This is a genomic window from Agrobacterium tumefaciens (genome assembly GCA_025559845.1).
Taxonomy (GTDB): Bacteria; Pseudomonadota; Alphaproteobacteria; order Rhizobiales; family Rhizobiaceae; genus Agrobacterium.
Genome location: CP048469.1, coordinates 2,615,049 through 2,640,400, shown reverse-complemented (window position 1 = coordinate 2,640,400; position 25,352 = coordinate 2,615,049). Strand labels below are relative to the sequence as shown.

At 57.7% G+C, this 25,352-nt stretch carries 24 protein-coding genes; 10 read left to right on the top strand and 14 right to left on the bottom strand.

Features of this window, described 5'->3' with window-relative positions:
- Positions 1-22: 22 nt before the first annotated feature.
- The 9 genes from FY156_13375 to FY156_13335 all read right to left on the bottom strand — a co-directional run bounded on the left by FY156_13375 (position 23) and on the right by FY156_13335 (position 9,028).
- A complete protein-coding gene (locus FY156_13375) occupies positions 23-889 on the bottom strand; it encodes a D-amino-acid transaminase (protein UXS02386.1) in 867 nt (288 codons plus the stop codon).
- A gap of 20 nt (positions 890-909) precedes the next feature.
- Entirely contained in the window at positions 910-1,968 is a 1,059-nt protein-coding gene (locus FY156_13370) for a P1 family peptidase (protein UXS02385.1), read from the bottom strand.
- A 156-nt stretch (positions 1,969-2,124) separates the two neighbouring features.
- Entirely contained in the window at positions 2,125-3,087 is a 963-nt protein-coding gene (locus tag FY156_13365; GenBank protein ID UXS02384.1) for a sugar kinase, read from the bottom strand.
- A 77-nt stretch (positions 3,088-3,164) separates the two neighbouring features.
- On the bottom strand, positions 3,165-4,226 hold the full coding sequence (gene ugpC / locus FY156_13360; protein ID UXS02383.1) for a sn-glycerol-3-phosphate ABC transporter ATP-binding protein UgpC: 1,062 nt from the start codon (positions 4,224-4,226) through the stop codon (positions 3,165-3,167).
- A 106-nt stretch (positions 4,227-4,332) separates the two neighbouring features.
- Complete coding sequence (locus tag FY156_13355; GenBank protein ID UXS02382.1) at positions 4,333-5,154, bottom strand: carbohydrate ABC transporter permease; 822 nt, start codon at positions 5,152-5,154, stop codon at positions 4,333-4,335.
- Positions 5,154-6,092, bottom strand: a complete 939-nt coding sequence (locus FY156_13350) for a sugar ABC transporter permease (protein UXS02381.1) — start codon at positions 6,090-6,092, stop codon at positions 5,154-5,156. Before FY156_13350 ends, FY156_13355 begins: the two co-directional genes overlap by 1 nt.
- Complete coding sequence (locus FY156_13345; GenBank protein ID UXS02380.1) at positions 6,092-7,420, bottom strand: sugar ABC transporter substrate-binding protein; 1,329 nt, start codon at positions 7,418-7,420, stop codon at positions 6,092-6,094. Before FY156_13345 ends, FY156_13350 begins: the two co-directional genes overlap by 1 nt.
- A gap of 54 nt (positions 7,421-7,474) precedes the next feature.
- Positions 7,475-8,131: a GntR family transcriptional regulator gene (locus FY156_13340; protein ID UXS02379.1), complete on the bottom strand. Its 657-nt coding sequence runs from the start codon at positions 8,129-8,131 to the stop codon at positions 7,475-7,477.
- Between the two features lie 12 nt (positions 8,132-8,143).
- Positions 8,144-9,028: a dihydrodipicolinate synthase family protein gene (locus FY156_13335; GenBank protein UXS02378.1), complete on the bottom strand. Its 885-nt coding sequence runs from the start codon at positions 9,026-9,028 to the stop codon at positions 8,144-8,146.
- A gap of 227 nt (positions 9,029-9,255) precedes the next feature.
- On the opposite strand from FY156_13335, the gene FY156_13330 reads away from it, so the two are divergent.
- The 7 genes from FY156_13330 (at position 9,256) to rutF (ending at position 14,328) form a co-directional block, all read left to right on the top strand.
- Complete coding sequence (locus FY156_13330) at positions 9,256-9,867, top strand: biliverdin-producing heme oxygenase (protein ID UXS02377.1); 612 nt, start codon at positions 9,256-9,258, stop codon at positions 9,865-9,867.
- A gap of 257 nt (positions 9,868-10,124) precedes the next feature.
- Complete coding sequence (rutA, locus tag FY156_13325; protein ID UXS02376.1) at positions 10,125-11,216, top strand: pyrimidine utilization protein A; 1,092 nt, start codon at positions 10,125-10,127, stop codon at positions 11,214-11,216.
- The gene (gene rutB, locus FY156_13320; GenBank protein ID UXS02375.1) at positions 11,213-11,953 is read left to right on the top strand and encodes a pyrimidine utilization protein B; all 741 of its coding nucleotides are present in this window, start codon (positions 11,213-11,215) and stop codon (positions 11,951-11,953) included. Before rutA ends, rutB begins: the two co-directional genes overlap by 4 nt.
- Positions 11,954-11,980: 27 nt before the next feature.
- Positions 11,981-12,367 (top strand): pyrimidine utilization protein C, encoded by a 387-nt coding sequence (gene rutC, locus FY156_13315; GenBank protein UXS02374.1) that lies wholly within the window; start codon positions 11,981-11,983, stop codon positions 12,365-12,367.
- Between the two features lie 14 nt (positions 12,368-12,381).
- Positions 12,382-13,170: a pyrimidine utilization protein D gene (rutD, locus tag FY156_13310; protein ID UXS02373.1), complete on the top strand. Its 789-nt coding sequence runs from the start codon at positions 12,382-12,384 to the stop codon at positions 13,168-13,170.
- A gap of 16 nt (positions 13,171-13,186) precedes the next feature.
- Positions 13,187-13,777 carry a malonic semialdehyde reductase gene (locus tag FY156_13305; GenBank protein ID UXS02372.1) on the top strand — a complete coding sequence of 197 codons (591 nt, stop codon included), beginning with the start codon at positions 13,187-13,189 and terminating at the stop codon, positions 13,775-13,777.
- Between the two features lie 26 nt (positions 13,778-13,803).
- Entirely contained in the window at positions 13,804-14,328 is a 525-nt protein-coding gene (gene rutF / locus FY156_13300; GenBank protein UXS02371.1) for a pyrimidine utilization flavin reductase protein F, read from the top strand.
- A 65-nt stretch (positions 14,329-14,393) separates the two neighbouring features.
- Here the strand turns inward: rutF and FY156_13295 are convergent, their stop codons facing one another.
- From FY156_13295 to FY156_13285, 3 genes are all read right to left on the bottom strand, one after another.
- Positions 14,394-15,827, bottom strand: a complete 1,434-nt coding sequence (locus FY156_13295; GenBank protein UXS02370.1) for an NAD(P)(+) transhydrogenase (Re/Si-specific) subunit beta — start codon at positions 15,825-15,827, stop codon at positions 14,394-14,396.
- Between the two features lie 20 nt (positions 15,828-15,847).
- A complete protein-coding gene (locus FY156_13290) occupies positions 15,848-17,419 on the bottom strand; it encodes a Re/Si-specific NAD(P)(+) transhydrogenase subunit alpha (GenBank protein UXS02369.1) in 1,572 nt (523 codons plus the stop codon).
- A 188-nt stretch (positions 17,420-17,607) separates the two neighbouring features.
- Positions 17,608-19,491, bottom strand: a complete 1,884-nt coding sequence (locus FY156_13285; protein ID UXS02368.1) for an MHS family MFS transporter — start codon at positions 19,489-19,491, stop codon at positions 17,608-17,610.
- Between the two features lie 507 nt (positions 19,492-19,998).
- On the opposite strand from FY156_13285, the gene FY156_13280 reads away from it, so the two are divergent.
- Together FY156_13280 and FY156_13275 are read left to right on the top strand one after the other, a co-directional pair.
- A complete protein-coding gene (locus tag FY156_13280; GenBank protein ID UXS02367.1) occupies positions 19,999-21,033 on the top strand; it encodes an aspartate-semialdehyde dehydrogenase in 1,035 nt (344 codons plus the stop codon).
- 197 nt (positions 21,034-21,230) lie between these two features.
- Entirely contained in the window at positions 21,231-22,046 is an 816-nt protein-coding gene (locus FY156_13275) for a lytic transglycosylase (protein ID UXS02366.1), read from the top strand.
- A 24-nt stretch (positions 22,047-22,070) separates the two neighbouring features.
- Here FY156_13275 and FY156_13270 read toward each other — a convergent pair whose 3' ends face one another.
- The gene (locus FY156_13270) at positions 22,071-22,712 is read right to left on the bottom strand and encodes a carbonic anhydrase (GenBank protein ID UXS02365.1); all 642 of its coding nucleotides are present in this window, start codon (positions 22,710-22,712) and stop codon (positions 22,071-22,073) included.
- Positions 22,713-22,784: 72 nt separating this feature from the next.
- The gene (pdxY, locus tag FY156_13265; GenBank protein UXS03148.1) at positions 22,785-23,660 is read right to left on the bottom strand and encodes a pyridoxal kinase PdxY; all 876 of its coding nucleotides are present in this window, start codon (positions 23,658-23,660) and stop codon (positions 22,785-22,787) included.
- 219 nt (positions 23,661-23,879) lie between these two features.
- On the opposite strand from pdxY, the gene FY156_13260 reads away from it, so the two are divergent.
- Entirely contained in the window at positions 23,880-25,340 is a 1,461-nt protein-coding gene (locus tag FY156_13260; GenBank protein ID UXS02364.1) for a cardiolipin synthase, read from the top strand.
- Positions 25,341-25,352: the final 12 nt, after the last annotated feature.

Below are 25,352 nucleotides of genomic sequence, written 5' to 3'. Positions count from 1 at the left end.
GTTTCGGTCCGATTTGCGTATATCAGATTGCCGTACGGCGGGCGTTCTCGAGATAGAGATCACGCAGGCGCTGAACCATCGGGCCGGGCTTGCCAGTGCCAACAGCCTTGCCGTCGATTTTCGTTACGGAAACAACGAAGTTCGAGGCGCTGCTCAGGCATGCTTCATCGGCGTTGAGCGCTTCTTCCAGCGTGAAGGGGCGTTCCTCAAGGGTATAGCCTTCTTCCTGAGCCAGACGAAGTGCGGCAAGGCGTGTGCATCCCGGCAGGGTTTTGTTGCTGTTGCCGCGCGTAACGATCTTGCGGTCGCCGGTGATAATGTAAGCGGTAGAGGACGCGCCTTCGGTTACGAAACCGTCTTCGATCATCCAGGCTTCATCGCAGCCTTCCGCCTTGGCGATACGCTTTGCCATGACCTGCGGCAGGAGACACACGGTCTTGATGTCGCGACGTTCCCAACGCTGGTCAGGCACGGATTTGACCGCGATTCCCTTTTCCTCAGCGCCGGTTCCAAGCAGTTTCTTGGCCTGTGTGAACATGACCAGCGTCGGCTTGAGATCCGCTGAAAAGAGGAAGTTGCGGTCTTCCGCACCGCGCGTCAGTTGCAGGTAGATCAGACCTTCGGTGATGTTGTTTTCAGCAACCAGCCGCTTCTCGGCCTCAACGATTTCCTGCGTCGTGACCGGCAGCGCAACGTCGATCTCACGGGCGCTGCGTTCCAGTCGAGCCATGTGCAGATCGCTGTCGATCAGCTTGCCTTCGAGAACCGAGGTAACCTCGTAAATGCCGTCGCCGAACAGAAAGCCGCGGTCGAAGATGGACAGGTGCGCTTCTGCCTCAGGCAGAAATGCACCATTGAAGTAAACGATACGACCGGTGGGGGATGTCATGAAAACTCCGTCTGGAAAAGTCAGTCTGAAAGAAGGGTGGAAAGTGTTTCGATGGAAATGGCGTCGATTGTGGATGGCTTTCCGGTTGCGGCATTGATCCCTGTCGTCGTGGTTGCCGAACACATCGAGTTGAGGATTGCTTCCTCCGTCACCTCGATGGCGGCTTCGAAGAGCGGCGAAATCACGTCATTGGAAAGGTCCGGATAATCGGCCACAGACTTGCGGCGGGCTGGCGTGCGGCGAACAGCCTCGGCTGTCGAAAATGCCAGCGCGTAGTCGCCCGAGCCATTGCTGAGCGCTGCGCCGGTGCGCGCCAGTCCACCGAAACTTCTGGCCGCCAAACGCTTGAGATTACGCGACGAGAGGGGTGCATCGGTTGCCAGGACAATGACGATGGAGCCATCCTTGTCCTTGTGTTCGGGAGACAGATAAGGCTTGCCGCAGACAATAAGGTGGCCGCCATAGTTGGATTGAACCAGCACACCCAGGCTGTAGTTTTTTCCTGCAATCGGCACGATGCGCGAAGCTGTGCCAATTCCGCCCTTCATGCCGAAGGCAACCGTGCCTGTGCCCGCACCGATGCTGCCTTCCACGACAGGTCCGGTGACGGCGTTTTCGAGTGCCTTGGTCACTTCCTCAGTGGTCGGACGGCCGGCACGAATGTCGTTCAGGCGGGAATCGTTGGTTTCACCGACGACGGCGTTGAGCGAAACGACCTTCTCGTTGCCTGGTTGGGCAAGCGTATATCGATTGATCGCCTCAATGGCTCTGCCGGTTGCGAGTGTATTGGTCAGGACAACGGGCGTTTCGAGCTCGCCCAGTTCCTCGATCTGTGTTGCGCCTGCGAACTTGCCGAATCCGTTGTAAACGCCAAGTGCGGCAGGGACCTTGTCCTGGAACAGATTTCCGCCATGTGGGAGGATCGCAGTGGCACCCGTGCGGATCGTCTCGCCCTCAATGATTGTTACATGTCCGATGCGAACATCTGCGACATCCGTGATGGCATTCATCGGACCCGTGGCGAAATGGCCCGGCTTGAAACCGATATCGCGAAGTCTGGGGCGGTTGCTTTCAGGCATGTCGAGGCTCGTGATGTCGGCAGGAAGGGTGCGTGCAACACTTTCGAAAAAGCTTTGTACGACCGGACGTTAGCCTAGTTCACCACGAAACGGCATCGCAAAAATGGAATAGTTTTATGCTCACGGCGTATGCCGTTGCCGGGTTCGCCGAGCCGATCAGGAGGCGCGCAGGTGAGCCTGTTCCGTGCTTGCCAGCCACTGTTCCAAAGCCGCTTCCGCCTCGCTCCGGCTGGGGGTTCCGGTTCGCCCTCCAAAAACCATGCATTTCAGTGCGGCAGCCACGGAGGAGAGTTGTATCGCCGCGCGGCTTTCGATCCCTTCGGCGATGGTAAGTGCGAAAGTGCCGTGAAAGACATCTCCCGCTGCCAGCGTGTCGACCGCATCGATCGCCATGGTCGACTGAAAATGAACCGTCGGATCGTTGGGTTCTGTCCACCAGCAGCCGGCCGGACCGGCGGTGACGGCGATAAAGGTTTGCGGATAACGGGCATGCAGAAGCGGCAGCATGGCCGGTACGTCGTTCGTCTCGGTCAGGCTTGCGGCTGCCGGTTCCGAGAAAATGATGTGGGTCGCGGCCGGTGCCAGTCTTTCGAGTGTTTCCACGGGCGCAACGTCTCCATCCAGAATGGCCGGTTTGCCGAGTGCGCGTGCCACGGTCAGCACGTCGAGCGCCAGTTCAGGCCAGCGCACATCGACGAGAACCGCATCGAATGGTGCGATGTCCTGAGGGGTACAGGAGCGTTTCGTCTCATGCAGTTTCTGATCGTAAAAAGGTACGATCAGCCGATCACCGCGATCATCGATGATGATGGTGGAAAGCGCCGAGCGTGCGCCGGTGGCAGTTGTCATTCCACTGGTGTCGATGCCGCTTTCGGAGAGATCGCGAAGAATGCGTTCTCCTGTCTCGTCATTGCCAACGGCCCCCCAAAGGCTGGCACGGCCACCCATGCGGTGCACGGTGTAAGCTGCGCTCGAAGCCATGCCTTCGGCAATCTGCAGCATGTCGTAGGGAAGCACCTTTCCTTCACCGCGTGGCATATCACGGACACGAAACAGCGTGTCGAGCACGGCGGCTCCAACGCACAACACGTGTTTGCTGTTGTTGTCTTCACTGCTCATGCCCGTCACCATTCTCGATTGCCTGGTTTCCGCATTGTCTGCACGGAAAACCTTTCCTGAAAATGCCTGGCAAGCGCTCAGATGCGCTTGCCGCTTTCCCTGTCAAACAGATGGACCGTGGAAGGGTCGATGGCAATACGGATTGTGTCGCCGAACTTCACATCCAGTCGTTCACGGAACAGGCAGGCGATATCGTCGCCCTTGCAATCCAGTTTGGCGTAGATCTCCGAGCCGGTGCCTTCCACCAGCTCAACCTTGCCCTCGATGCTGCCGTCGGACGAAGCACGGATATGTTCGGGGCGCACGCCATAAACCAGATCCCGACCACCAAGCACTGCGAGGTTGGCGGTTGCCGGCAAGGGAAGGGTAAGACCCTTGGCCGTCCGGAACACACCTTCTTCGACGCGGCCACGAACGAAATTCATGGCCGGTGAACCGATGAAACCGGCAACGAAGAGATTGGCGGGGTTATCGTAGAGTTCCAGCGGCGCACCGATCTGCTCGATAACGCCATCGTGCAGCACGACGATCTTGTCGGCCATGGTCATGGCTTCAACCTGGTCATGGGTAACGTAAATGGTGGTGGTGCCGATCCGCTGATGCATGGCCTTGATCTCACCGCGCATCTGGACGCGCAGTTTGGCATCGAGGTTGGAAAGCGGTTCGTCGAACAGGAAGACCTGCGGATCGCGCACCAGAGCGCGGCCCATGGCGACACGCTGGCGCTGGCCACCGGAGAGCTGGCGAGGATAACGGTCGAGCAGCTTGTCCAGCCCGAGAATCGCGGCGGCCTTGTTGACCTTGGCTTCTGTCTCCTTCTGATCGACCTTCTTGAGCTTGAGTGCGAAGCCCATGTTGTCCTTGACGGTCATGTGCGGATAGAGCGCATAGTTCTGGAACACCATTGCGATATCGCGGTCGCGGGCGGGCAGGTGGCTGACCTCGCGCGCGCCGATGTGGATTTCGCCATCACTCACCTCTTCAAGGCCGGCGATCATGCGCAGCAGGGTTGATTTGCCGCAGCCGGAGGGGCCGACGAGCACGACGAACTCGCCGTCTCTGATATCGATGTCGATGCCGTGGATGACATTGACCGAGCCGAAGCGCTTCTGGACATTCTGGATATTGACCGGTGCCATCGTTTTGATCCCGTAACTTTAGCAATTCGAGCAAAAGCGTATCGCGGTTTGCGTTCGGAATTGCGTTAAAACAAAGGGTTAGAGCATCTGTGCTCTAACTGTGTTCTTAGCCGCCCTTGACGGCGCCGGCGGTGAGGCCTGCCACGATCTGCTTTTGTGCGAACATCGTCAGCAACAGCACCGGCAGCGTCACGATCAGCGCTGCAGCGGCAAGCGGACCCCAGCTCACCTGTTCGAAGGACAACATGTTGTAGACCGCAACCGGCAGGGTGCGTGTCTCACGGCTGGCCAGCACGATGCCAAACACGAAGTTGTTCCACGAAAAGATCACCGCGAGGATGAAGGACACGACGATACCCGGTTTGGCGATCGGCAGTGCCACAAGGCGGAAGACCTGCCATGAGGACGCGCCATCGATGCTTGCGGCTTCTTCCAGTTCCTTCGGCGTGGTTTCGAAATAACCGATCATGATCCAGACGACGATCGGAACCGTCACCACCAGGTGGATGATGATCTGTGGCCAGAGCGTACCGAGCAGGTTCAGCCATTGAAACAGCAGGAACAGCGGAATGAGGAAGGAAAGGCCGGGCGTCATACGGGCGATCATGATGACCACCGCCGATTTTTCCGCCTTCAGGCGGGCGATGCCATAGCCTGCCGGAACGCCGATGACGAGCGCGAGAATGGTGGCCGCCCCCGTGACCAGCACGGAATTCCAGAAGTAGAGGAAGAAATTGTTCTCCTCGAAGACCTTCACATAGTTGGACCATGCGAAGCGTTCCGGAATGAGGATCGGTGGATAGGCACCGTTGTCGATCTCGAATTTCAGCGACAAGGAAATCATCCAGAGGAAGAACAGGATGACCGGAGAGATCATCACCAGCGCGACGAAGAACAGCGCGATACGGTCGATTGTCTTGCGTTTCATCAACGGTCCTCCATCTCGTTCCACTGGGTGCGCTGACGAACCATGAGCAATACGAAGGACAGCGCGATGATGACGATAAAGAAGACGACAGCCATGGCCGAGCCGTATCCGATGTCGTAATAGGCAAACGCCGTGTTGTAGAGATAGATGTTGATGGTTTCCGACGCCGTGCCGGGGCCGCCCTGGGTCATCGCATAAATGATGTCAAAGCTTTTGACGGCATCGATGGAGCGGATGATCACGGCGATCATCAGGAACGGCGCAATCATTGGCATGGTAAGATAGCGGAACTTCTGCCAGGCATTGGCGCCGTCGATTTCGGCACTTTCATAGGGTTCGCGCGGCACGGCGGCCAGTCCGCCGAGCACGATCAGCATGACCAGCGGCGTCCACTGCCAGGTCTCCACGAGCACCAGCGAGGGAATAACGGTCGACTGATTGTAGATCCACTCCAGCGGACCGATGCCGATGAATGACAACAGGTAGTTCAGCACGCCGAGTTGTGGGTGGAACATCATTGTCCAGACCAGTGCGATGGCGACCGGGGTCGCCATCATCGGCATGACGAAGACGCCGCGCAGAAATCCGCGCAACGGAAATTGCGCATCGAAAACCAGCGCCGCCAATGTTCCGAGGAACAGGGGAGCGACGACCGACAGCACGGTATAGACGAGCGTATGCCAAAGCGATTCCCAGAACCGGGCATCGCTGGCGAGCCGGATATAGTTCTCAAAACCGATAAAGCTCTGCTCCTGTCCCAGCGTCCAGCGATGGGCGCTCATCCAGAGGGTGAAAACCCACGGAAAAACGATCACCGCGGCGATGACGACAAGTGCCGGTATGACGAATGGCCAGTAGTTGGGAGCAAGCCTCGCGGGCTTGCTCCTCTTGTCCTGGCTGGTTCGCGTTGCTGTATTTTCGATGCTGACGGACACCATTATCCCTCGCTACGTGAAAGAACAGGTGCGAACTGTTCGGTCGCTTTCTTGAGTTCGGCTGCCGGATCGGCTCCGCCGATCATGTTCGTGAGGCCGACGCCGTAGATGTCACGGAATTCCGTTACGGGAATGATGACCGGAAGCGCGAGCTGGGAAACCTTGCCCGAACCGACGACGGCATCGAGCCAGGCGGCAGGCATCTTCACACCTTCGCGGACCTTCTGGTCCTCGAGGATGGACTGGCGGAATGGAACGCCTGCGCCGGCCTGAAGCAGACGCGCGCCCATTTCATGCGAGATCGCCCACTGGCAGAAGAGATAGGCGGCTTCCTTCTTGCTGCTTGCCTCCACAACACCGAGACCATCGCCGAACGTGCCGGCCGCCTGTGCCGCCGGGCCCTTTGGCATGACGCCGTAACCGACCTTGCCGACAACGCGGGATTTTTCCGGGTTTTCGATCGGCGGTGCGAAGCCGACGCCATCGAACCACATGCCGATCTTGCCCTGGAGGAAGGCGGACTGTGCTTCAGCCCAGTTGAAGCCGGAGACGCCGGGAGGTGCTGCCTTCGTCATCAGACGCTGGTAAAGCTTTGCCGCCTCAACCGCTTCCTTGGATTCGGTATTGATCTTGCCATCGACGATCGGCTTGGCGCCGTATCCCAGCATCAGCGAGGTCCAGACCGGCGTGTTGGCATTCTTCAGGCCGCGTGCAACGAAGCCGTAGGTGTTGGTAGATGGGTCGGTGATCTTTTCGGCAGCGTCAACCAGCTCTTCGAAGGTCTCGGGATACTTCAAGCCCTTTGCTTCAAACAGGTCCTTGTTCCAGTAGACGATCCAGTAATCCACCGAGAATGGAAGCGAGCGCAGCACGCCGTCGCTGTCCTTGGCGAACAGCATGCCGGCTTCGGCGAAGTCCTTTTCCGCAAGCGAAGGATCTGTCAGCGACGGATCTTTCAGGAAACCGCTGATGTCGGCCAGCCACTTGCCCTTTTCAAACTGCCGCTTCTGGACGTGGTAGCTCAGATGCACGACGTCGAAGCTTGGCTTGCCAGAGGACAGCTCGATCACAACTTTCTGGCGCTGTTGCTGTTCGGGCGTTGCTTCGGCGTTGACCTTGATACCGGTCAGTTCCTCAAACTCGTTCAGATATTTGATCAGGGTTTCGCTGCGCGGGCTTTTAACCAGATTGACTTCCAGCGTCGTGCCGGCGTGTTTCTTCCAGTTGACGGCAGCCGATGCCGAACGAACGCCGAAAAGGGCGCTACCGCCAATCGCCGCGGTGCCGGCCAGGAACCCACGACGTGTGGGATTGAGCAATGAATGCGACATGTCTTTCCTCCTCTTGTGGCCGAAAATCTCCTCACCCCCGGCCGGTTTTCAATTTTATACGGTCAGCGCCCTGTCCCTTGCATTGCGGATATGGGCGGTCAGCCGATCAACGGCTTCGTCGACGGATCGTCGTTCGACGGCTTCAAGAATGACGAGGTGCTCCTTCATTACCGACTTCACGTGACCGGCGATGCGAAAACGCTCCTGATTGATGAGGCGCATCTTGATCGAGTTGACCCGGTAGGCATTCGAGATGATCGAGTTGCCGAGCGAGTCGATGAAGGCATCATGCATGCCCCAGTCCACCGCCTGCGCGCGTTCGTCCAGTTCTGGTGAACTGCCCATTTCCGCTGCGTTGGCAATATCGCGGTGGTCTTTCAGCATGGCCGCGATGGCGTCGTCAGAGGCAGTTCGCGTGAAGTTGGCAACCGCTTCCTTTTCCAGCAGGATTCGGAACTGGAATGCCTCACGGATCAGGTTGATATCGATATGAGCGACCTGCAACCCGCGCTGGGGAACTGTCTTGATAAGGCCATCGGCCTCGAGCCTCGGGATAGCCTCGCGGATCGCTCCGAGTGGCAGGCCCGTCAGTTCGACAAGGCGGCGTTGCGAGATGAACTGGCCAGGGCGAACATCGCGCGCAAGAAGGTGATGCGTAAAACTCTCATACGCCTTTTCCCTCAAGGTTGTCTGTTCGCCGGTGTCTTCCATGCCAGATCCTTTTCAGGCCGCCTGCTTGCGGAACAGCGTATCGAACGCCGCTCCAATCTGCCCTCTGTCCTCAGGCGAAACTGCCACGAGCGGGGCGCGCACCTCGAGCCAGACATTTTCCCCTGTCGTGTGTGATAGCAGCACCTTGACGGCGGGCGTTACCGGAAATTTGAGAAGTTCCACAACAAGATCTTCGATGCGCTTGTCGTCCTTGCCGTCAACGGCCATGGTCCGGACTTCCTGCGGCAGGAAGTTGGCGACACCAGAAATCGCGCCATGACCGCCGAGACGTACGCCTTTGGCGAGATCGCGTTCGTCACCGATCAGGATCGCCAGATCGCCATGTTCCTTGAGCAGCCGTTCCGTATGAGGCCAGTTTCCTGACGAGTCCTTCACGCCGGTCACGATGCCGGGGAAGGCTGTTTTCAGACGACCGACCAGGTCAACAGAGAGCGTTACCATGGTGACGGACGGGATGTTGTACACGAGGATGTCGCGCGCACCTTTGCCAATCTTTTCGAAAACGGCAGAGAACCAGGCGAACAGCCCATCATCGCTGACATTCTTGAAATAAGAGGGTGGGGCGAGAAGAATATTGCGGGCGCCTGCCTTCAGTGCTTCCGCTGACTGTAGTGCGGCATCCTCGATGGAGTCGACCAGAACGCCTGTCACGAGAGAGGACGGCGCAATTCCCGCTTCGATAAAACGCGAGAGGATGGTTTGGCGTTCGACGCTGCCAATCGAGCTGCCTTCACCGGTGGTGCCAAACAGCGTTACGCTGTTGCAGCCGCTTGAAAGGCAGCGGCGCGCGTGCGCGATCATGGCGTCAATGTCGATCGATCCATCGGTTTTAAAGGGTGTAGTCAGCGCTGCCGAAAGGCCAAATTTCTGGGTCAATTGTATGCTCCTCCCAAGTGACTGCAAATTGATAACGCAGTGACATGTTAGTTGTAAAGCGCTAACTGCAGCTGTGTGGACCAGTGCTGGCAAGCCATTTGAATTTGTGAGGAAAAATAAGGTCGGCTAAACTGGAGAAGCCTGCGAATGCGCGAAAATAAAATTTGACTATGAGAGTAAAGATTTTTATTGCACGGTTCCAATAGCGGGCAACAGGGATGAATGTGATGAGTATTGCGGAGACGCCGACGGTGGCAGGAGATGCAGAGCAGAGCCGGGCAAAGCGCCTGAAGGCTGCAACGCGCGGCGCGCATGGCGGGCTGGACACTTTCATCATGGCGGCGAAGCCTTTTGAGAGCAGGGACAGCTACGGAAAATTCGTCGAGACCCAATATCTGTTTCACCGCGACCTGGATGTCTTCTTCTCCAACGACACGCTGGACGGCCTGCTGCCGGACCTCAAGGGCCGTCGTCGTCTGTCGATGATCGAGCAGGATCTCGCCGACCTGGAGCGCACACTGCCCGAAACGAAAACCCCTCGTTTCACCAGCGAAACCGCGTTCGATCTGCCGGAAGCGATGGGTTGGCTCTATGTGGTTGAAGGCTCCAACCTTGGCGCCGCTTTCCTTCTCAAGGATGCCGCAAAGCTTGGCCTCAATGAAGAGTTCGGTGCCCGGCATCTGGCTGGGGCCCCGGAAGGGCGCGGCCTGCATTGGCGGACCTTTACGGCGGCACTCGATGAAATCGAACTGAGCGAGGAAGAAGAGGCGCGCGTGATTGCTGCTGCCGAAGCGGCGTTCCGTGCGGTTCACGCCTATGCGGAGCAACGTCTCGTCTAAAACATTGACCTATTATTGGCATAAATAAAGGGCGGCCTCATCGGTCGCCCTTTTTCTGTTCAGGCCCCGATATTCGTGCTAAAGATTTGAGCAGGTTTATTTACCGAATGATAAATTTTTTATCTTTCGGTAAAAATTATTTGAGGGCAAGCATCCATGCCATTGAATAGTATAGATTTTTTTGTTTGGCACGGAACCTGCTTCTCAATTGTCAAATCAGGACATGCCTGATGTGAAAAAGGGGAAGGACAAGCCAAATGGAAATTGGTGTTTTTATTCCGATCGGGAACAATGGGTGGCTGCTCTCGGAGAACTCGCCGCAATACAAGCCGAGTTTTGAACTGAACAAGGAAATCACGCTAAAGGCCGAAAAATACGGTTTCGACTTCGCGCTTTCGATGATCAAGCTGCGCGGCTTCGGCGGCAAGACGGAATTCTGGGACTACAATCTGGAGTCCTTCACGTTGATGGCGGGTCTGGCTGCCGTCACCTCCAAGATCAAGCTGTTCGGCACCGCCGCAACTCTGGTCATGCCCCCTGCCATCGTGGCGCGCATGGCGACCACGATCGACAGCATCTCCGGCGGCCGTTTTGGCATCAATCTCGTTACTGGCTGGCAGCGACCGGAGTACAGCCAGATGGGCCTGTGGCCGGGTGACGAATATTTCGCCGATCGTTACGAATATCTCGATGAATATACGACTGTTTTGAAGGAACTGCTGACCACGGGGCAGTCGGACCTGAAGGGCAAGTATTTCACCATGGAAGACTGCCGGATGAAGCCCGTGCCGCAAGGCGACGTAAAGCTCATCTGCGCCGGGTCATCCAATGCCGGCATGGCCTTTTCGGCGAAGTTTGCCGATTACAGTTTTTGTTTCGGTGTCGGCGTCAATACGCCCAAGGCCTTCGCGCCGACCAATGAACGGCTGCTGGCCGCCAACGAAAAGACGGGTCGCGACGTGCGTTCCTTTGTCCTCACCATGGTTCTTGCCGAGGAAAAATCTGAAGACGCCTGGGCGAAGTGGGAACACTACAAGGCCGGTGCCGATGAGGAGGCGATCAAGTGGCTCGGCTTGCAAAGCGCTGCCGATACCAAGTCGGGCTCCGACACCAACGTCCGGCACATGTCCAACCCTGTCTCGGCCGTCAACATCAACATGGGAACGATCATCGGTTCTTATGAGGAAGTCGCGGCGATGCTGGATGAAATGAGCGAAGTGCCCGGCACCGGTGGCGTCATGCTGACCTTCGATGATTTTGTCGAAGGCATCGAGAAATTCGGCAAATATGTGCAGCCGCTGATGAAGAGCCGTCAGCATATCAAGCCCGCATTGGAGGCAGCAGAATGAGCGAGGCCATCGTGGCAGGATACCGGGCGCCGAAAAGCCGGTCGGAGAGCGTCACGCTTCCGGCCCGGCCGGAGCCGATCACGCTTAATCCGAGCGAAACCGCTGTTGTGGTGGTTGATATGCAAAATGCCTATTCGACTGAAGGCGGTTATGTCGATCTCGCCGGGTTCGACATTTCTGGCGCGAAAGGCACCATCGCCAACATCAAGAAGACGCTGGATGCGGCGCGTGCCGCAGGCGTTCAGGTCATTTACTTCCAGAATGGCTGGGACAAGGAGTATGTCGAGGCGGGAGGCCCCGGTTCGCCAAACTGGCACAAGTCCAATGCCCTGAAGCATATGCGGGCCAACCCCGAATTGCAGGGTCAGCTTCTGGCCAAGGGAACCTGGGATTACGCCATCGTCGATGAACTGCAGCCGCAGCCGGGCGACATCCTGGTGCCGAAGACGCGTTACAGCGGTTTCTTCAATACCAATATGGATAGTGTGCTGCGGGCACGCGGTATTCGCAATCTCGTTTTCGTTGGTATCGCTACCAATGTCTGCGTCGAGAGTTCGCTTCGTGATGCTTTCCATCTCGAATATTTCGGTGTCATGCTGGAAGATGCGACCCATCATCTTGGGCCGGACTACATCCAGCAGGCCACGGTCTACAACGTCGAAAAATTCTTCGGCTGGGTCGCGACCGTCAATGATTTCTGCGGCGTGATTTCCCAGGCCGCTCCCGTCCAAGACTGATCCCGAACGCTAAAAGAGGAGAATGTAATGCCGAAAAAGATCGTCGTGCCTGAAGGAACCTCCAAGCCCATCGCCCCTTACTCGCCGGGGACACTGGCGGACGGTGTCGTTTACGTCTCGGGTACGCTACCGTTCGACAAGGACAACAACGTGGTGCACGTGGGTGATGCGGGTGCGCAGACCCGGCATGTGCTGGAAACCATCAAGTCTGTCATCGAAACGGCTGGTGGCACCATGGAAGACGTGACGATGAACCACATCTTCATCACCGACTGGGCGAATTATCAGGCCGTCAACAAGGTCTATGCCGAGTATTTTCCCGGTGACAAACCGGCGCGTTACTGCATTCAGTGCGGTCTGGTGAAGCCTGACGCTCTGGTGGAAATCGCCACCGTTGCCCATATCGGCAAATAAGGGCACCCGCAATCATGATGCATTTCGAGGTTCATGGCGGGGCTTTCCCGCGGGCAGAAACGATTATCCTGTCTTCCGGGCTTGGCGGATCGGGCGCTTACTGGGCGCCGCAGATTGCGCTGCTTGCCGAACACTTCCGTGTCGTCACCTATGACCATCGTGGCACGGGTCGAACGGGCGGCGAGGCGTCGGAGGGCGGTATATCGGCCATGGCCGATGATGTTCTGGAGATTGCCAAAGCCCTGAACCTCGAAACTTTTCATTTCATGGGTCATGCACTTGGTGGTCTGGTCGGTCTCGATCTTGCTCTTCGCAAACCCGAACTGATCGACAAGCTCGTTCTGATCAATGCATGGAGCAAGGCGGACCCGCATTCCGGCCGTTGCTTTGACGTTCGTATCGAACTTCTTGAAAAGTCCGGTGTCGAAGCCTTTGTGAAGGCGCAGCCGCTGTTCCTGTATCCGGCGGTGTGGATGTCGGAAAACGCCGAGCGTCTGGCAAAGGATGACGTGCATGGTGTGTCGCATTTTCAGGGAAAGACGAATGTACTGCGGCGTATCGCGGCACTGAGAGGCTTTGATCTCGACGATCATCTGGCTGACATCGGCAATCCCACCCTTGTTATCGCTACCAGGGATGATCTTCTGGTTCCCTACACCCGGTCTGTTCGACTGGCGGAAGGGCTGCCGCAGGCCGAACTCTGCCTCATGGATTTTGGAGCGCATGCGGTAAACGTGACCGAGCCGGATTTTTTCAACAGACGCCTCATGCAGTTTCTGCTACCGGCATCGCAAACAAACTGACGGGACCTTCAATTCAATGACGACTGCACTGGACAATCAGGCACTTGCCGCGCTTTTCACCGAAGCCCGCACCCACAATGGCTGGAATGGCGAGCCTGTCAGCGATGAACTTCTGACGAAACTTTACGACCTGACGAAGATGGGCCCAACTTCGGCCAATTGCTCGCCAGCACGTTTCGTGTTCGTGCGTACTGCCGAAGGCAAGGAAAAGCTGCGACCGGCGCTTTCATCCGGCAATCTCGAAAAAACCATGAGCGCTCCGGTTACGGTGATTGCCGCAATCGACAGCGAGTTTTACGAAAAGCTGCCGCTGCTGTTCCCCCACGCCGATGCCCGCTCCTGGTTCACATCCAGCCCGGCCATGGCCGAGGAGACGGCGTTCCGTAATGCAACCTTGCAAGCTGGTTATCTCATCATGGCAGCGCGTGCGCTCGGTCTTGATACCGGTGCCATGTCCGGCTTCGATAAAAACAAGGTGGATGAAGCGTTCTTCGCTGGCACGACATGGAAATCCAACTTTCTCATCAATCTGGGCCACGGTGATCCGTCGAAGCTGTTCGGGCGCCTTCCGCGCTTTGCTTTCGAAGACGCCTGCGTCCTGGCTTGAGAGCCTGTTAAGGAAGGATAGGTTAGATGCAGATGGTGTCTCTGGAAAAGGAAATGCGCATGGAGGCGAAGACTGCACAAGAGCTTGGCCTTGAATATCGAAACGCCATGTCGCGACTGGCGGCAGCGGTGCATGTCGTGACAACGGATGGCGCGGCGGGTCGAGCCGGTTTTGCCGCAACAGCCGTTTGCAGCGTTTCGGACAATCCTCCGACCTTGCTCGTTTGCATCAACCGCAGTTCCTCCGCTTATAACACCGTCAAGGCGAATGGCGTCGTCTGCGTCAATACGCTTGGCGCACAGCATCAGGAATTGAGCAGTCTGTTCGGTGGAAAGACGCCGGTGGAGCAGCGTTTTGCGGCTGGACGCTGGCATGTGCTGCAGACTGGTGCACCGGTCCTCGAGGACGCACTCGTCTCGTTCGATTGCCGTATCCGCACCGCACATGACGGTGGAACGCACGACATCCTGATTTGCGAAGTGGTGGATATGGTGATCAGTGATCGCGAGCAGGCGCTGATGTATTTCAACCGCAGCTATCACGTTCTCTGACGCGCGTTTCAGACTATGATTTCATGAAAAAGGGCGTTTCCGAAAACTGGAAACGCCCTTTTGTTTTACTCGATGAGGGGGAGAAGGTCGTTGATGGACTTTTTCGCGTCCCCGTAGAACATGCGGGTGTTGTCCTTGTAGAACAGCGGGTTCTCGATGCCGGAGTATCCTGTTCCCTGGCCGCGCTTGGAGACGATCACCAGCTTGGATTTCCACACTTCCAGAACCGGCATGCCGGCGATGGGCGAGTTCGGATCATCCTGAGCGGCCGGGTTGACGATGTCGTTCGAGCCGATGACGATGACGACGTCCGTATTCGGAAAGTCTTCGTTGATCTCGTCCATTTCAAGCACGATGTCGTATGGCACCTTCGCCTCGGCGAGCAACACGTTCATGTGGCCGGGCAGACGACCTGCGACCGGATGGATGGCGAAACGCACGGTCTTGCCGTCGGCACGCAGCTTGCGCGTCAGCTCGGAAACGGCTTGCTGGGCCTGCGCCACCGCCATGCCGTAACCCGGAACGATGATGACGCTGTCGGCATCGTTCAGCGCCGCGGCAACACCTTCGGCGTCGATTGCAACCTGCTCACCCTCTATTTCCATCGCCGGACCCGTCGTGCCGCCGAAGCCGCCGAGGATGACCGACACAAAGGAGCGATTCATGGCCTTGCACATGATGTAAGACAGGATCGCACCCGAGGAGCCGACCAGAGCGCCCGTGACGATCAGGAGATCGTTGCCGAGGGTAAAGCCGATGGCCGCTGCCGCCCAGCCGGAATAGCTGTTCAGCATCGAAACCACGACCGGCATGTCGGCGCCGCCGATACCCATGATCAGGTGGTAACCGATGAAGAAGGCAAGAAGCGTCATCAGGATCAGTGTCCAGATGCCGGCGCCATTGCAGTACATGACCAGCAGCAGCAGCGAAGCAATGGCCGCACCGGCATTGAGGAAGTGGCCGCCTGGCAGTTTCTTCGCCTTGCCGTCGACCTTGCCGGCCAGCTTGCCGAAAGCAATGACGGAGCCGGTGAACGTTACGGCACCAATGAAGACACCAAGGAAAACCTCGACCTTCATGATGGCCAGTTCAACGGGGGTCTTGTGCGCCAGGATGGCGGAGAAGCCGGTGAGCGCTGCGCGCGCGGCCTCATCGAGGCCAGCAACATGGGCTTCCTCGATATGGGCGTTGAAGCCGATGAAGACAGCAGCAAGACCGACAAAGGAGTGCAGTGCCGCTACGAGCTGCGGCATTTCGGTCATCTGCACGCGGCTTGCGACAAAGTAGCCGAGCACCGAACCGCCTGCCAGCATCAGAAGCACGATGAACCAGTGTCCGACGCCGGGTCCGAAAACCGTGGCGATGACGGCAAGCCCCATGCCGACGATGCCGTACCAGACGGCCCGCTTGGCGCTTTCCTGACCGGAAAGACCGCCAAGGGAGAGGATGAACAGAACGGCTGCGGCAACATAGGCCGCGGAAACAATACCAATGGTCATTTATGAGATCCCCGCACGGCTCAGGACTTCTGGAACATGGCGAGCATGCGCCGTGTCACGAGGAAACCGCCGACGATGTTGATCGTGGCGATCAGGACGGAAAGAGCGGCAAGGATGACCACCAGCCAGTTGCTGGAGCCGATCTGCAAGAGTGCGCCAAGAATAACGATGCCAGAGATGGCGTTCGTCACTGCCATCAGCGGCGTGTGCAACGAGTGGCTGACGTTCCAGATGACCTGGAAACCGATAAAGCAGGCGAGCACAAAAACGATGAAATGGCTCATGAAGCTTGCAGGGGCGTAAACGCCGACGAGAAGCAGGATGGCCGTGCCGACAGCCAAGAGGCCAACCTGGCTCTTCGTCTGCGCCTTGAATTCCGCCAGTTCCTTGGCATGCTTTTCCGCCGGCGTCAGCTCCTTGGCTTTTTCCTTCGGTTTCTGCGCGGCAATGGCCTGAATCTTCGGTGGTGGTGGCGGGAAAGTGATGTCGCCCTGATAGGTCACGGTTGCGCCGCGAATGACATCATCTTCCATATTATGAACAACCTGACCGTCCTTGGCAGGCGTCAGATCGGTCATCATGTGACGGATGTTGGTAGCGTAGAGCGTCGACGCCTGCGTCGCCATGCGGCTCGGGAAATCCGTATAACCGATGACGATGACGCCGTTTTCGGACACGACACGCTGGTCGGCAACCGTCAGATCGCAGTTGCCACCACGTTCGGCGGCGAGATCGATGATGACCGAACCCGGCTTCATGGCGGCGACCATGTCGGCCAGCCACAGTTTCGGTGCGTCCCGTCCAGGGATCAGCGCCGTGGTGATGACGATGTCGATCTGCGGAGCAAGCTCGCGGAACTTCTCTAGCTGCTTTTCGCGGAACTCGGGCGAGGAGGGAGCGGCGTAACCGCCAGTAGTTGCACCATCCTGCTGTTCGGCGAAATCGAGATAGACGAACTCGGCGCCCATGGACTCGATCTGCTCGGCCACTTCCGGGCGCACGTCGAAAGCATAGGTGATTGCGCCAAGCGATGTTGCCGTACCGATGGCTGCGAGGCCAGCGACACCTGCGCCAATGACCAGGACCTTGGCCGGGGGAACCTTGCCGGCTGCCGTCACCTGACCGGTGAAGAAGCGACCGAAGTTGTTACCGGCCTCGATCACCGCACGATAACCGGCGATATTGGCCATGGAGGACAGGGCGTCCATCTTCTGGGCGCGGGAAATGCGCGGCACCATGTCCATGGCGATGACATTCGCGCCACTGGCCTTGGCCTGTTCCAGCAGATCCTTGTTCTGGGCGGGATAGAAGAAAGAGATCAGCGTCTTGTCAGCCGACAGCCGCGCAACTTCGCCATTTTCCGGCGGCCGCACTTTTGCGATCACGTCTGACTGTGAATAAAGCGCATCCGCACTCTCGGCCACGGTCACGCCTGCGGCGCGATAGGCATCGTCGGTGAAACCGGCGGCTTTGCCCGCGCCACTCTCAATCACGCATTCGTAGCCAAGCTTTTGCAACGCCAGGGCGCTGTCGGGCGTCATGCCGACGCGGGCCTCGCCCTCATAAATTTCCTTGGGTGTCCCAATTTTCAAAATCGCTCTCCCTCTGCCGATCAATAGCGCCTCATACCCTATTCCGCGCGCAGTTGTCTCCAAATTGGTGGGCGTCTACCTGCGACGGAATGACCGACCGGGAAAGGTCACTTTCGGTACGGTTCGTACGGTGGCAACAAAAAACCCGGCAGTTTTGCCGGGTTTTTTGATTTTCTGTTCGAGCTCGATCAATCCATCGCGTGGATGTCGCGATCCTTGGTTTCCGGCAGGAACAGCAGGCCAATGACCAGCGTGATGCCTGCGAAGATGATCGGATACCAGAGGCCGTAGTAGATATCGCCCTTGGCCGCGCTCATGGCGAATGCGGTTGCTGGAAGAAGGCCACCGAACCAGCCGTTGCCGATGTGGTAGGGCAGCGACATGCCAGAGTAACGGATACGGGTCGGGAACAATTCTACCAGCAATGCGGCAATCGGACCGTAGACCATGGTCACATAGATCACGAGCACGGTCAGCACCGCGATAATGACCACCCAGTTGACGCTCGCCGGGTCGGCAACCATCGAGAAGGTCCCACCATTGGCAATCGTAAAGACCGCCATTTCGGCCGCACCACCAGTTTCGGCTGCAGTCAGCAGCTTGTCGGCTACCAGCTTGTCCGTCGCGACCATTTTCCTTTCGGTGGCGCGAACGGCGTCGGCATTGAGGCCGAGTTCCGGATTGGCGGCAATGAAGGCGTCCAGCTTGGCTTCCGGCACCTGGGCAGCACCGCGGACCAGCGGATAACCACCGTCATGCAGGGCAATGTTCACCTGCTTCTGGAAGGCCCTGTCTTTGGCAGCGGCATCTGCACCGGCTGCGATTGCGTCAAAGCTGGTGATGGTGGCATCGCCGATCTTGACGGTCGCCGGCTGGCCCGCCGGTCCTGCAACGACGTCATAAGGGACGGAATTGCGTGTCAGGAACGATGTGGCGATATCGCAGGACGTGGTAAACTTTGCCGTTCCGGTCGGGTTGAACTGGAACCGGCAGTCTCCCGGTGCAGCCGTTACAGTGGCGCGAACGGTTGCCTGCGCTTCCGCCAGTGCCGGATTGCCTGCCCAGGTCAATGCCTTGAACAGCGGGAAGTAGGTCAGCATCGCCAGGATGAGGCCGGCCATGATGATCGGCTTGCGACCGATCTTGTCGGACAGCCAGCCGAAGATCACGAAGAAGCTGGTGCCGAGGATAAGGGCTGCTGCAACCATGATGTTGGCCGATTGCCCGTCCACCTTCAGGATGCTCTGCAGGAAGAACAGTGCGTAGAACTGGCCTGTGTACCAGACGACAGCCTGACCGACGACGGCGCCGAGCAGGGCGATGATGGCGATCTTGGCATTTTTCCACTGGCCGAAAGCTTCGCTAAGCGGCGCCTTGGAGGTTTTGCCTTCTTCTTTCATCTTCTTGAAAGCAGGGGATTCGTTCATTTTCAGACGAATCCAGACCGAGACGCCAAGCAGAATGACCGACAGCAGGAACGGGATGCGCCAGCCCCAGGCAGCAAAGGCTTCGCGGCCAAGTGCGAACTGCACGCCGAGAATGACCACCAGCGAGAGGAACAGGCCGAGTGTTGCCGTCGTCTGAATCCACGAGGTGTAATAGCCGCGGCGGCCGTTCGGGGCATGTTCGGCCACGTAGGTCGCCGCACCGCCATATTCGCCGCCGAGCGCCAGGCCCTGCAGCATGCGCAGAATGATGAGGATGATGGGGGCTGCAATGCCGATCTGCGAGGCACCGGGCAGGATCCCGACCACAAAGGTCGAGAAACCCATGATGAGAATGGTAATGAGGAACGTGTATTTGCGGCCGACGATATCGCCCAGACGACCGAACACCAGTGCGCCGAACGGGCGTACGAGGAAGCCGGCGGCAAAGGCAAGCAGCGCGAAGATGTTACGGGTTGTTTCCGGATACTGGCTGAAGAAGTTCGCGCCGATATAGATTGCGAGCGAACCGTACAGATAGAAATCATACCACTCGAAGACTGTTCCAAGAGAAGAGGCGAAGATCACCTTCTTCTCTTCACCCGTCATGGGACGGGCGGAGCCGCTGACGGCTGCAACGTTTGCCATTGTCTGTCCTCCACAGATGTCAAATGAGCGTACCGCCGGAACCCGTCTCTCTCCTCCGAGTCCCCCCTAGAAGGCGCAGTACGCAGACAGGTAGAGTGACAGAAAATTAACCCAAGATAGAGAGATGCTTTGGGATTATGACTTTAGTCTAATGTTTCCTTTGCGGAAATGTCGCGGCGAGCCGCATTCGAGGTCCCGTGCGAACGCTTGGCACGTGCCTTTGCGCTTGACAGAAACAAGAAACCTTCTAATAGCTGTGCCCGAAGAAGGAGCACGACCTTGAGCAGACATGTCGCATACATGAATGTCATGGAAGGACCGGCACAATCCGCCGGCGATCAACCGCGCTTTTCTCATTCCATCCGAATTACGGCCAAAACGACGATTAAAACCGTCTGACGTCTCTGGCCACCGCTCTCTCCCCGGTTTGGCTGGGGATCAAGGAAGCCGCGGGTTTTGCGGGTTCCCCCTCACCAAAAAGAGGAGAGATAGAAAGAGAGCTTGATCATGGGTTTTAAAGTTGCAATCGCAGGCGCCACCGGCAATGTCGGTCGCGAAATGCTTAACATCCTCGCAGAACGTGGTTTCCCGGCCGATGAGGTCGTGGCGCTCGCTTCGGCCCGCTCGCAGGGTACGGAAGTGTCTTATGGCGATCGGACGTTGAAGGTTTCCAACATGGAAAACTACGACTTCTCCGATACCGATATCTGCCTGATGTCGGCTGGCGGCGACGTTTCGAAGAAGTGGTCGCCGAAGATCGGCCAGCAGGGTTGCGTCGTAATCGACAACTCCTCCGCATGGCGTTACGATTCCGAAGTTCCGTTGATCGTTCCGGAAGTCAACCCGGATGCGGTTGAAGGCTTCACGAAGAAGAACATCATCGCAAACCCGAATTGCTCCACAGCCCAGCTCGTTGTCGCGCTGAAGCCGTTGCACGACGTTGCCAAGATCAAGCGCGTTGTCGTCTCCACCTACCAGTCGGTTTCCGGCGCTGGCAAGGAAGGCATGGACGAACTCTTCCAGCAGACCCGTGCGGTTTTCGTAGCCGATCCGGTTGAAGCGAAGAAGTTCACCAAGCGTATCGCCTTCAACGTCATTCCGCACATCGACGTCTTCATGGAAGACGGCTACACGAAGGAAGAGTGGAAGGTTCTGGCCGAAACGAAGAAGATGCTCGATCCGAAGATCAAGGTAACCTGCACGGCCGTGCGCGTACCTGTCTTCATCGGCCATTCTGAATCGGTCAACATCGAGTTCGAAAACGAGATCACTGCCGATCAGGCGCGTGATATCCTGCGCGAAGCACCTGGTTGCCTTGTCATCGACAAGCGCGAAAACGGTGGTTACATCACTCCGGTCGAATCCGCTGGTGAAGATGCGACCTACATCTCGCGTATCCGCGAAGACGCGACGGTCGAGAATGGCCTGAACCTGTGGGTTGTTTCCGACAACCTGCGCAAGGGTGCAGCTCTCAATGCCATCCAGATCGCCGAGCTGCTGGTAAACCGTGGTCTCATCAAGCCCCGCAAGGCGGCTGCCTGATACCATTTTGTAAGGTTTGTTAAGTATAACCCGCTTGTTCTGTGTGGAGGACGGGCGGGTTTTCTCAAATTTGGGTCATCACGGCCAGTTTATTTGCAGGCTCATTCGCCGAAAGGCAATTTGATGCCACAGTTCTCGATAACAGAGACTTTTTTTCTTGGGACTGTTTCCCAAAAGGATATCGAAGGCAGATTTTGATGCGGGTTATGAAGGCAATCCTGGCCGGTACGGCCATGGTTTCGGTTTTGGTCGCGACGCCGGTTCTGGCTGCGCAGTGTGGTAACACCTCGGCCGGATTCGGCGCATGGGTTGGCGCGTTCAAGCAGGAAGCGGTGGGCCGTGGCGTCAGCGCCTCCGTGCTCGACCGTGCCTTTGCCGGCGTTTCCTACAATCAGGCGACCATTCGCGCTGACCGCGGACAGCACAGCTTCAAACTGTCTTTCGACCAGTTCATGCAGAAGCGTGGTGGCCAGGCGATCATTTCGCGCGGCAAGACGATGAAGAAGAACAATGCTGCATTGTTCGCATCGATCGAAAAAGCCTACGGCGTTCCTGCAGGTCCTCTCCTGGCAATCTGGGGCATGGAAACCGGTTTTGGCGGCTTCATGGGCAACCAGCACACGCTGTCTGCCGTTGCGACGCTCTCCTACGACTGCCGTCGTTCTGACTATTTCACCGAGCAGCTCTATGCTGCCCTCAAGCTGGTGGGGAACGGCTCCCTGAATGTCAACGCCAAGGGCGCAGCTCACGGCGAGATCGGCCAGACGCAGTTCCTGCCGCTCAACGTCGTACGCTACGGTGTGGATTTCGACCGCGACGGCCGCGTCGATCTGGTTGGCTCGCGCGCCGATGCATTGGCGTCGACGGCAAACTTCCTGGTCGGTCACGGCTGGCAGCGCGGTGCGGGTTACCAGCAGGGCCAGACGAACTTCGCCGCCATTCAGGGCTGGAACGCTGCCAGTGTTTACCAGCAGGCAATTGCCTTCATCGGCAAGGCGATCGACGGCCAGTAATCCCGGCCGTCAACCTCTTTTCAATCAAAGTTCCGGGCGGCGAAAGTCGCCCGTTTTGTTATCCATCACCCACAATTCGCCGGTCGAAATGTCGAACCAGGCGCCGTGCAGCTTGACCTTGCCGGCTGTTTCCTGCGCTTTCACAAACGGGAACGCGCGAAGGTTGGCGATGGAATTGCGGATGGAGACGCGCTCCAGTGCCGTTTGCCGCTCGGAAGGTGTCATGACGTCGTTGCTCTGGATCTGTTCGGCGGCCGATTTGACCAGATTCATCCATTTGCCGATGAAGTCGCCGGGCGACAACGGTTCCAGATTGGGGTCGAGGGCTGCCTGAATGCCACCGCAGCGGCCATGGCCCATGACCACGATGTCCTTCACCTTCAGCACCTGCACGGCATATTCGATTGCCGCAGACGTCGCGTGATACTGACCATCCGGCTCGAAGGGCGGCACCATGTTGGCGACGTTTCTGACCACGAAAAGCTCGCCCGGTCCGCAATCGAAAATCGTTTCCGGTGCAGAACGGGAGTCGCAACAGGCAATGAACAGGGTTTGCGGCTTCTGGCCGGTTTCCGCCAGAACGCGATATCGTTCGCGCTCGTCGGCGTAGCGACCGGCCATGAAGTTCTTGTAACCGTTCAGAAGGTTTTCTGGAAAATCTTTCATGATATCGCAGTACCGTTATGCTGGACCGGATCGCGAGACGAGCCCGGTGCGTTGAAGACCATCCTCCGGGCGCTATTTGCGCCTGCTGCGTGAAGGATGCAAGAGATGACGCGTTTGTACCATGGCCATTGGCGTGGAAAGGCTGGCGGAATCGGTTTCAAGCGTCAATTCGTTCATGTCGCGTTTTTTGGTTCTGGCGAGGACTTCAAACACGCTCGCTGTGGCCAGTTGCAGCGCCTTTTCATCATCCATGCCTTCCAATAGCCGGGCAAGGAAAAGGGCCGATATCAGATCGCCCAGGCCGTTGGGCGCATCCTCGATGGCACGGTGTTCGGCCAGGAGTGCGTGTTTGCCGCTGAGGTAGAGATTGCCGGTGCCGCCAGCCATCATCGGCACAGCCGAGGTCACGAGCATCTTCGACGGACCGAGTGCCAGTGCCGCATCCATGATCGCGTTGTTGGTCTCGAGTTCTGCGCCGCTCATCCAGGCGAGTTCGTACCGATTGGGGGTTGCGAGTGTTGCCAATGGGATGAGTTCGTCGCGGATGGCCGCGGCCGTCTCCTCGGGAATATAGAGGCCGCCCTTATCGCCCATCACCGGATCGCAGGCATAGACCAGTGCGGGGTTCTTTTCCTTGAGGTTGCGGATCATGCGGGCAACGGAACGGACCTGTGATGCACTTCCGAAGTAGCCGGTCAGGACGGCCTTGACCTCGCCAACCCACTTCGCGTTTTCGAGGTCGGTCATGGCCTTGTCGAAATCATCGTCCTGAAATCTCATCCGGGTGGAGGGGCCGTGGCCGGGATGCCAGGGCATGACAATGGTCGGGACAGCCCAGACCGGAAAGCCCAGCGTTTCCAGAGCGAAGACGGCGGCACGGTTGCCGACCGATCCGCGCATCACATGGCTGGAAATAACGATGACAGCGCCCTGGGTATTTTCCTGCATCACGGCCTTGCTTTCAAACGCTGCTGGCATGCGCGACTGCTTTCGGCCGCGTTGCCCGAAGATCAAGATGCGCTCTCATGACATATCGCCTCTCCAGTTTCCACCGCTAATCCCGCAAGGGTTTATCCCGTAATAGCATGGCAATGAAAGTCCAGCGCCAGTTTCGCCTGTCATGCACGCTTGCATTGCGGGATCGGCGAACTGCACTATAGTTCGATCATGCTCGATTTGATTGTCGCTTACTGGCCGCATATTCTCGCTGTTCTTTCGGTTCTGATGGGGACCGTGGCGGCCGTGCATGCCACCATGACCAAGGAAGAGGTTCGCTCGGCGCTCGGCTGGGTGGGCGTTATCGTGCTCTCGCCGATTGTCGGAGCCGTGATCTACGCAATTGCCGGCATCAACCGTATCCGCCGCTCGAGCCTCACGCAGCAGCGTTCCTTTATGCAGGACGAGATCATGGATCGGGTGGCTCAATTTGATGCCACCGGCCAGATGATTGCCGAACGTTTCGGGCGCCGTTTCGAGGCAATGAAGACGTTGGGCGACAGGGTGACGCGTCATGCTTTGACCACCGGAAACAGTATAGAAACGCTCGTCACTGGCGACGAAGCCTATGCGCACATGCTCGATGCCATCGAACAGGCGAGACGCTCGGTCATTCTGGAGACGTACATTTTCGACAATGACAGGATTGGTGCTCGCTTTGTCGAGGCTCTGGAAAGGGCAAAGTCGCGTGGGGTCGAGGTACGCGTTCTCGTCGACGCCGTCGGCGCCCGCTATTCGGTGCCCAGTATTCTGCCAACGCTACGGGACAAGGGCATCGCGGCGAATGTCTTCAACGGTAACGTCATCATGGGGCTTCGTTTGCCTTATGCCAATCTGCGTACGCACCGAAAGATCCTCGTGGTGGATGGCAGCATCGCGTTTAGCGGTGGAATGAACATTCGCGAGGGATTTACCTCCGAGTTCGCCGGGGAACATCAGGCGCAGGACAGGCACTTCAAGATCACCGGTCCAGTGGTTGCCGATTTCTTTTCGATTGCGGCAGAGGACTGGCGCTTCACCACTGGCGAGTTGCTGGATATTCCCATGTGGGACCCGGCAATTCCCCTGAGCACGCCGGGCTCGCAGCTTGTCGCACGTGTTTCTTCGTCAGGTCCGGACAAGAGCATCGAGACGAACCACAAGATGCTGATGGGTGCCTTTTCTATCGCGCGATCGTCCATTCTCATCATGTCGCCCTATTTTCTCCCGGATCGAGAGCTTATTTCGGCGATCACGACTGCAGCGAGGCGTGGCGTTCTGGTGGATATCGTCGTCCCGAAAAGCAATAATCTCGTGCTGGTGGACCGTGCCATGACAGCGCAGTTCGACCAGATGCTGAAGAATTATTGCCGCATCTGGCGCGCGACAGGGGCGTTCAACCATTCCAAGCTCGTAGTGATCGACGAGTGCTGGGCTTACGTCGGTTCGTCCAATCTCGATCCACGCTCGTTGCGGCTGAACTTTGAAATCGATCTTGAAGTGATGGACAGGGACTTTGCGGGACAAACGGCTCAATACATCAGAAAGGTGCGGGATAATGCCGTTCCGGTGCGATTGGCCGAACTAATGGCGCGGCCATTCGTTGTCCGTTTGGGGGAGCGCGTCCTGTGGCTTGCCTCGCCTTACCTCTGACCGGAAAGACAG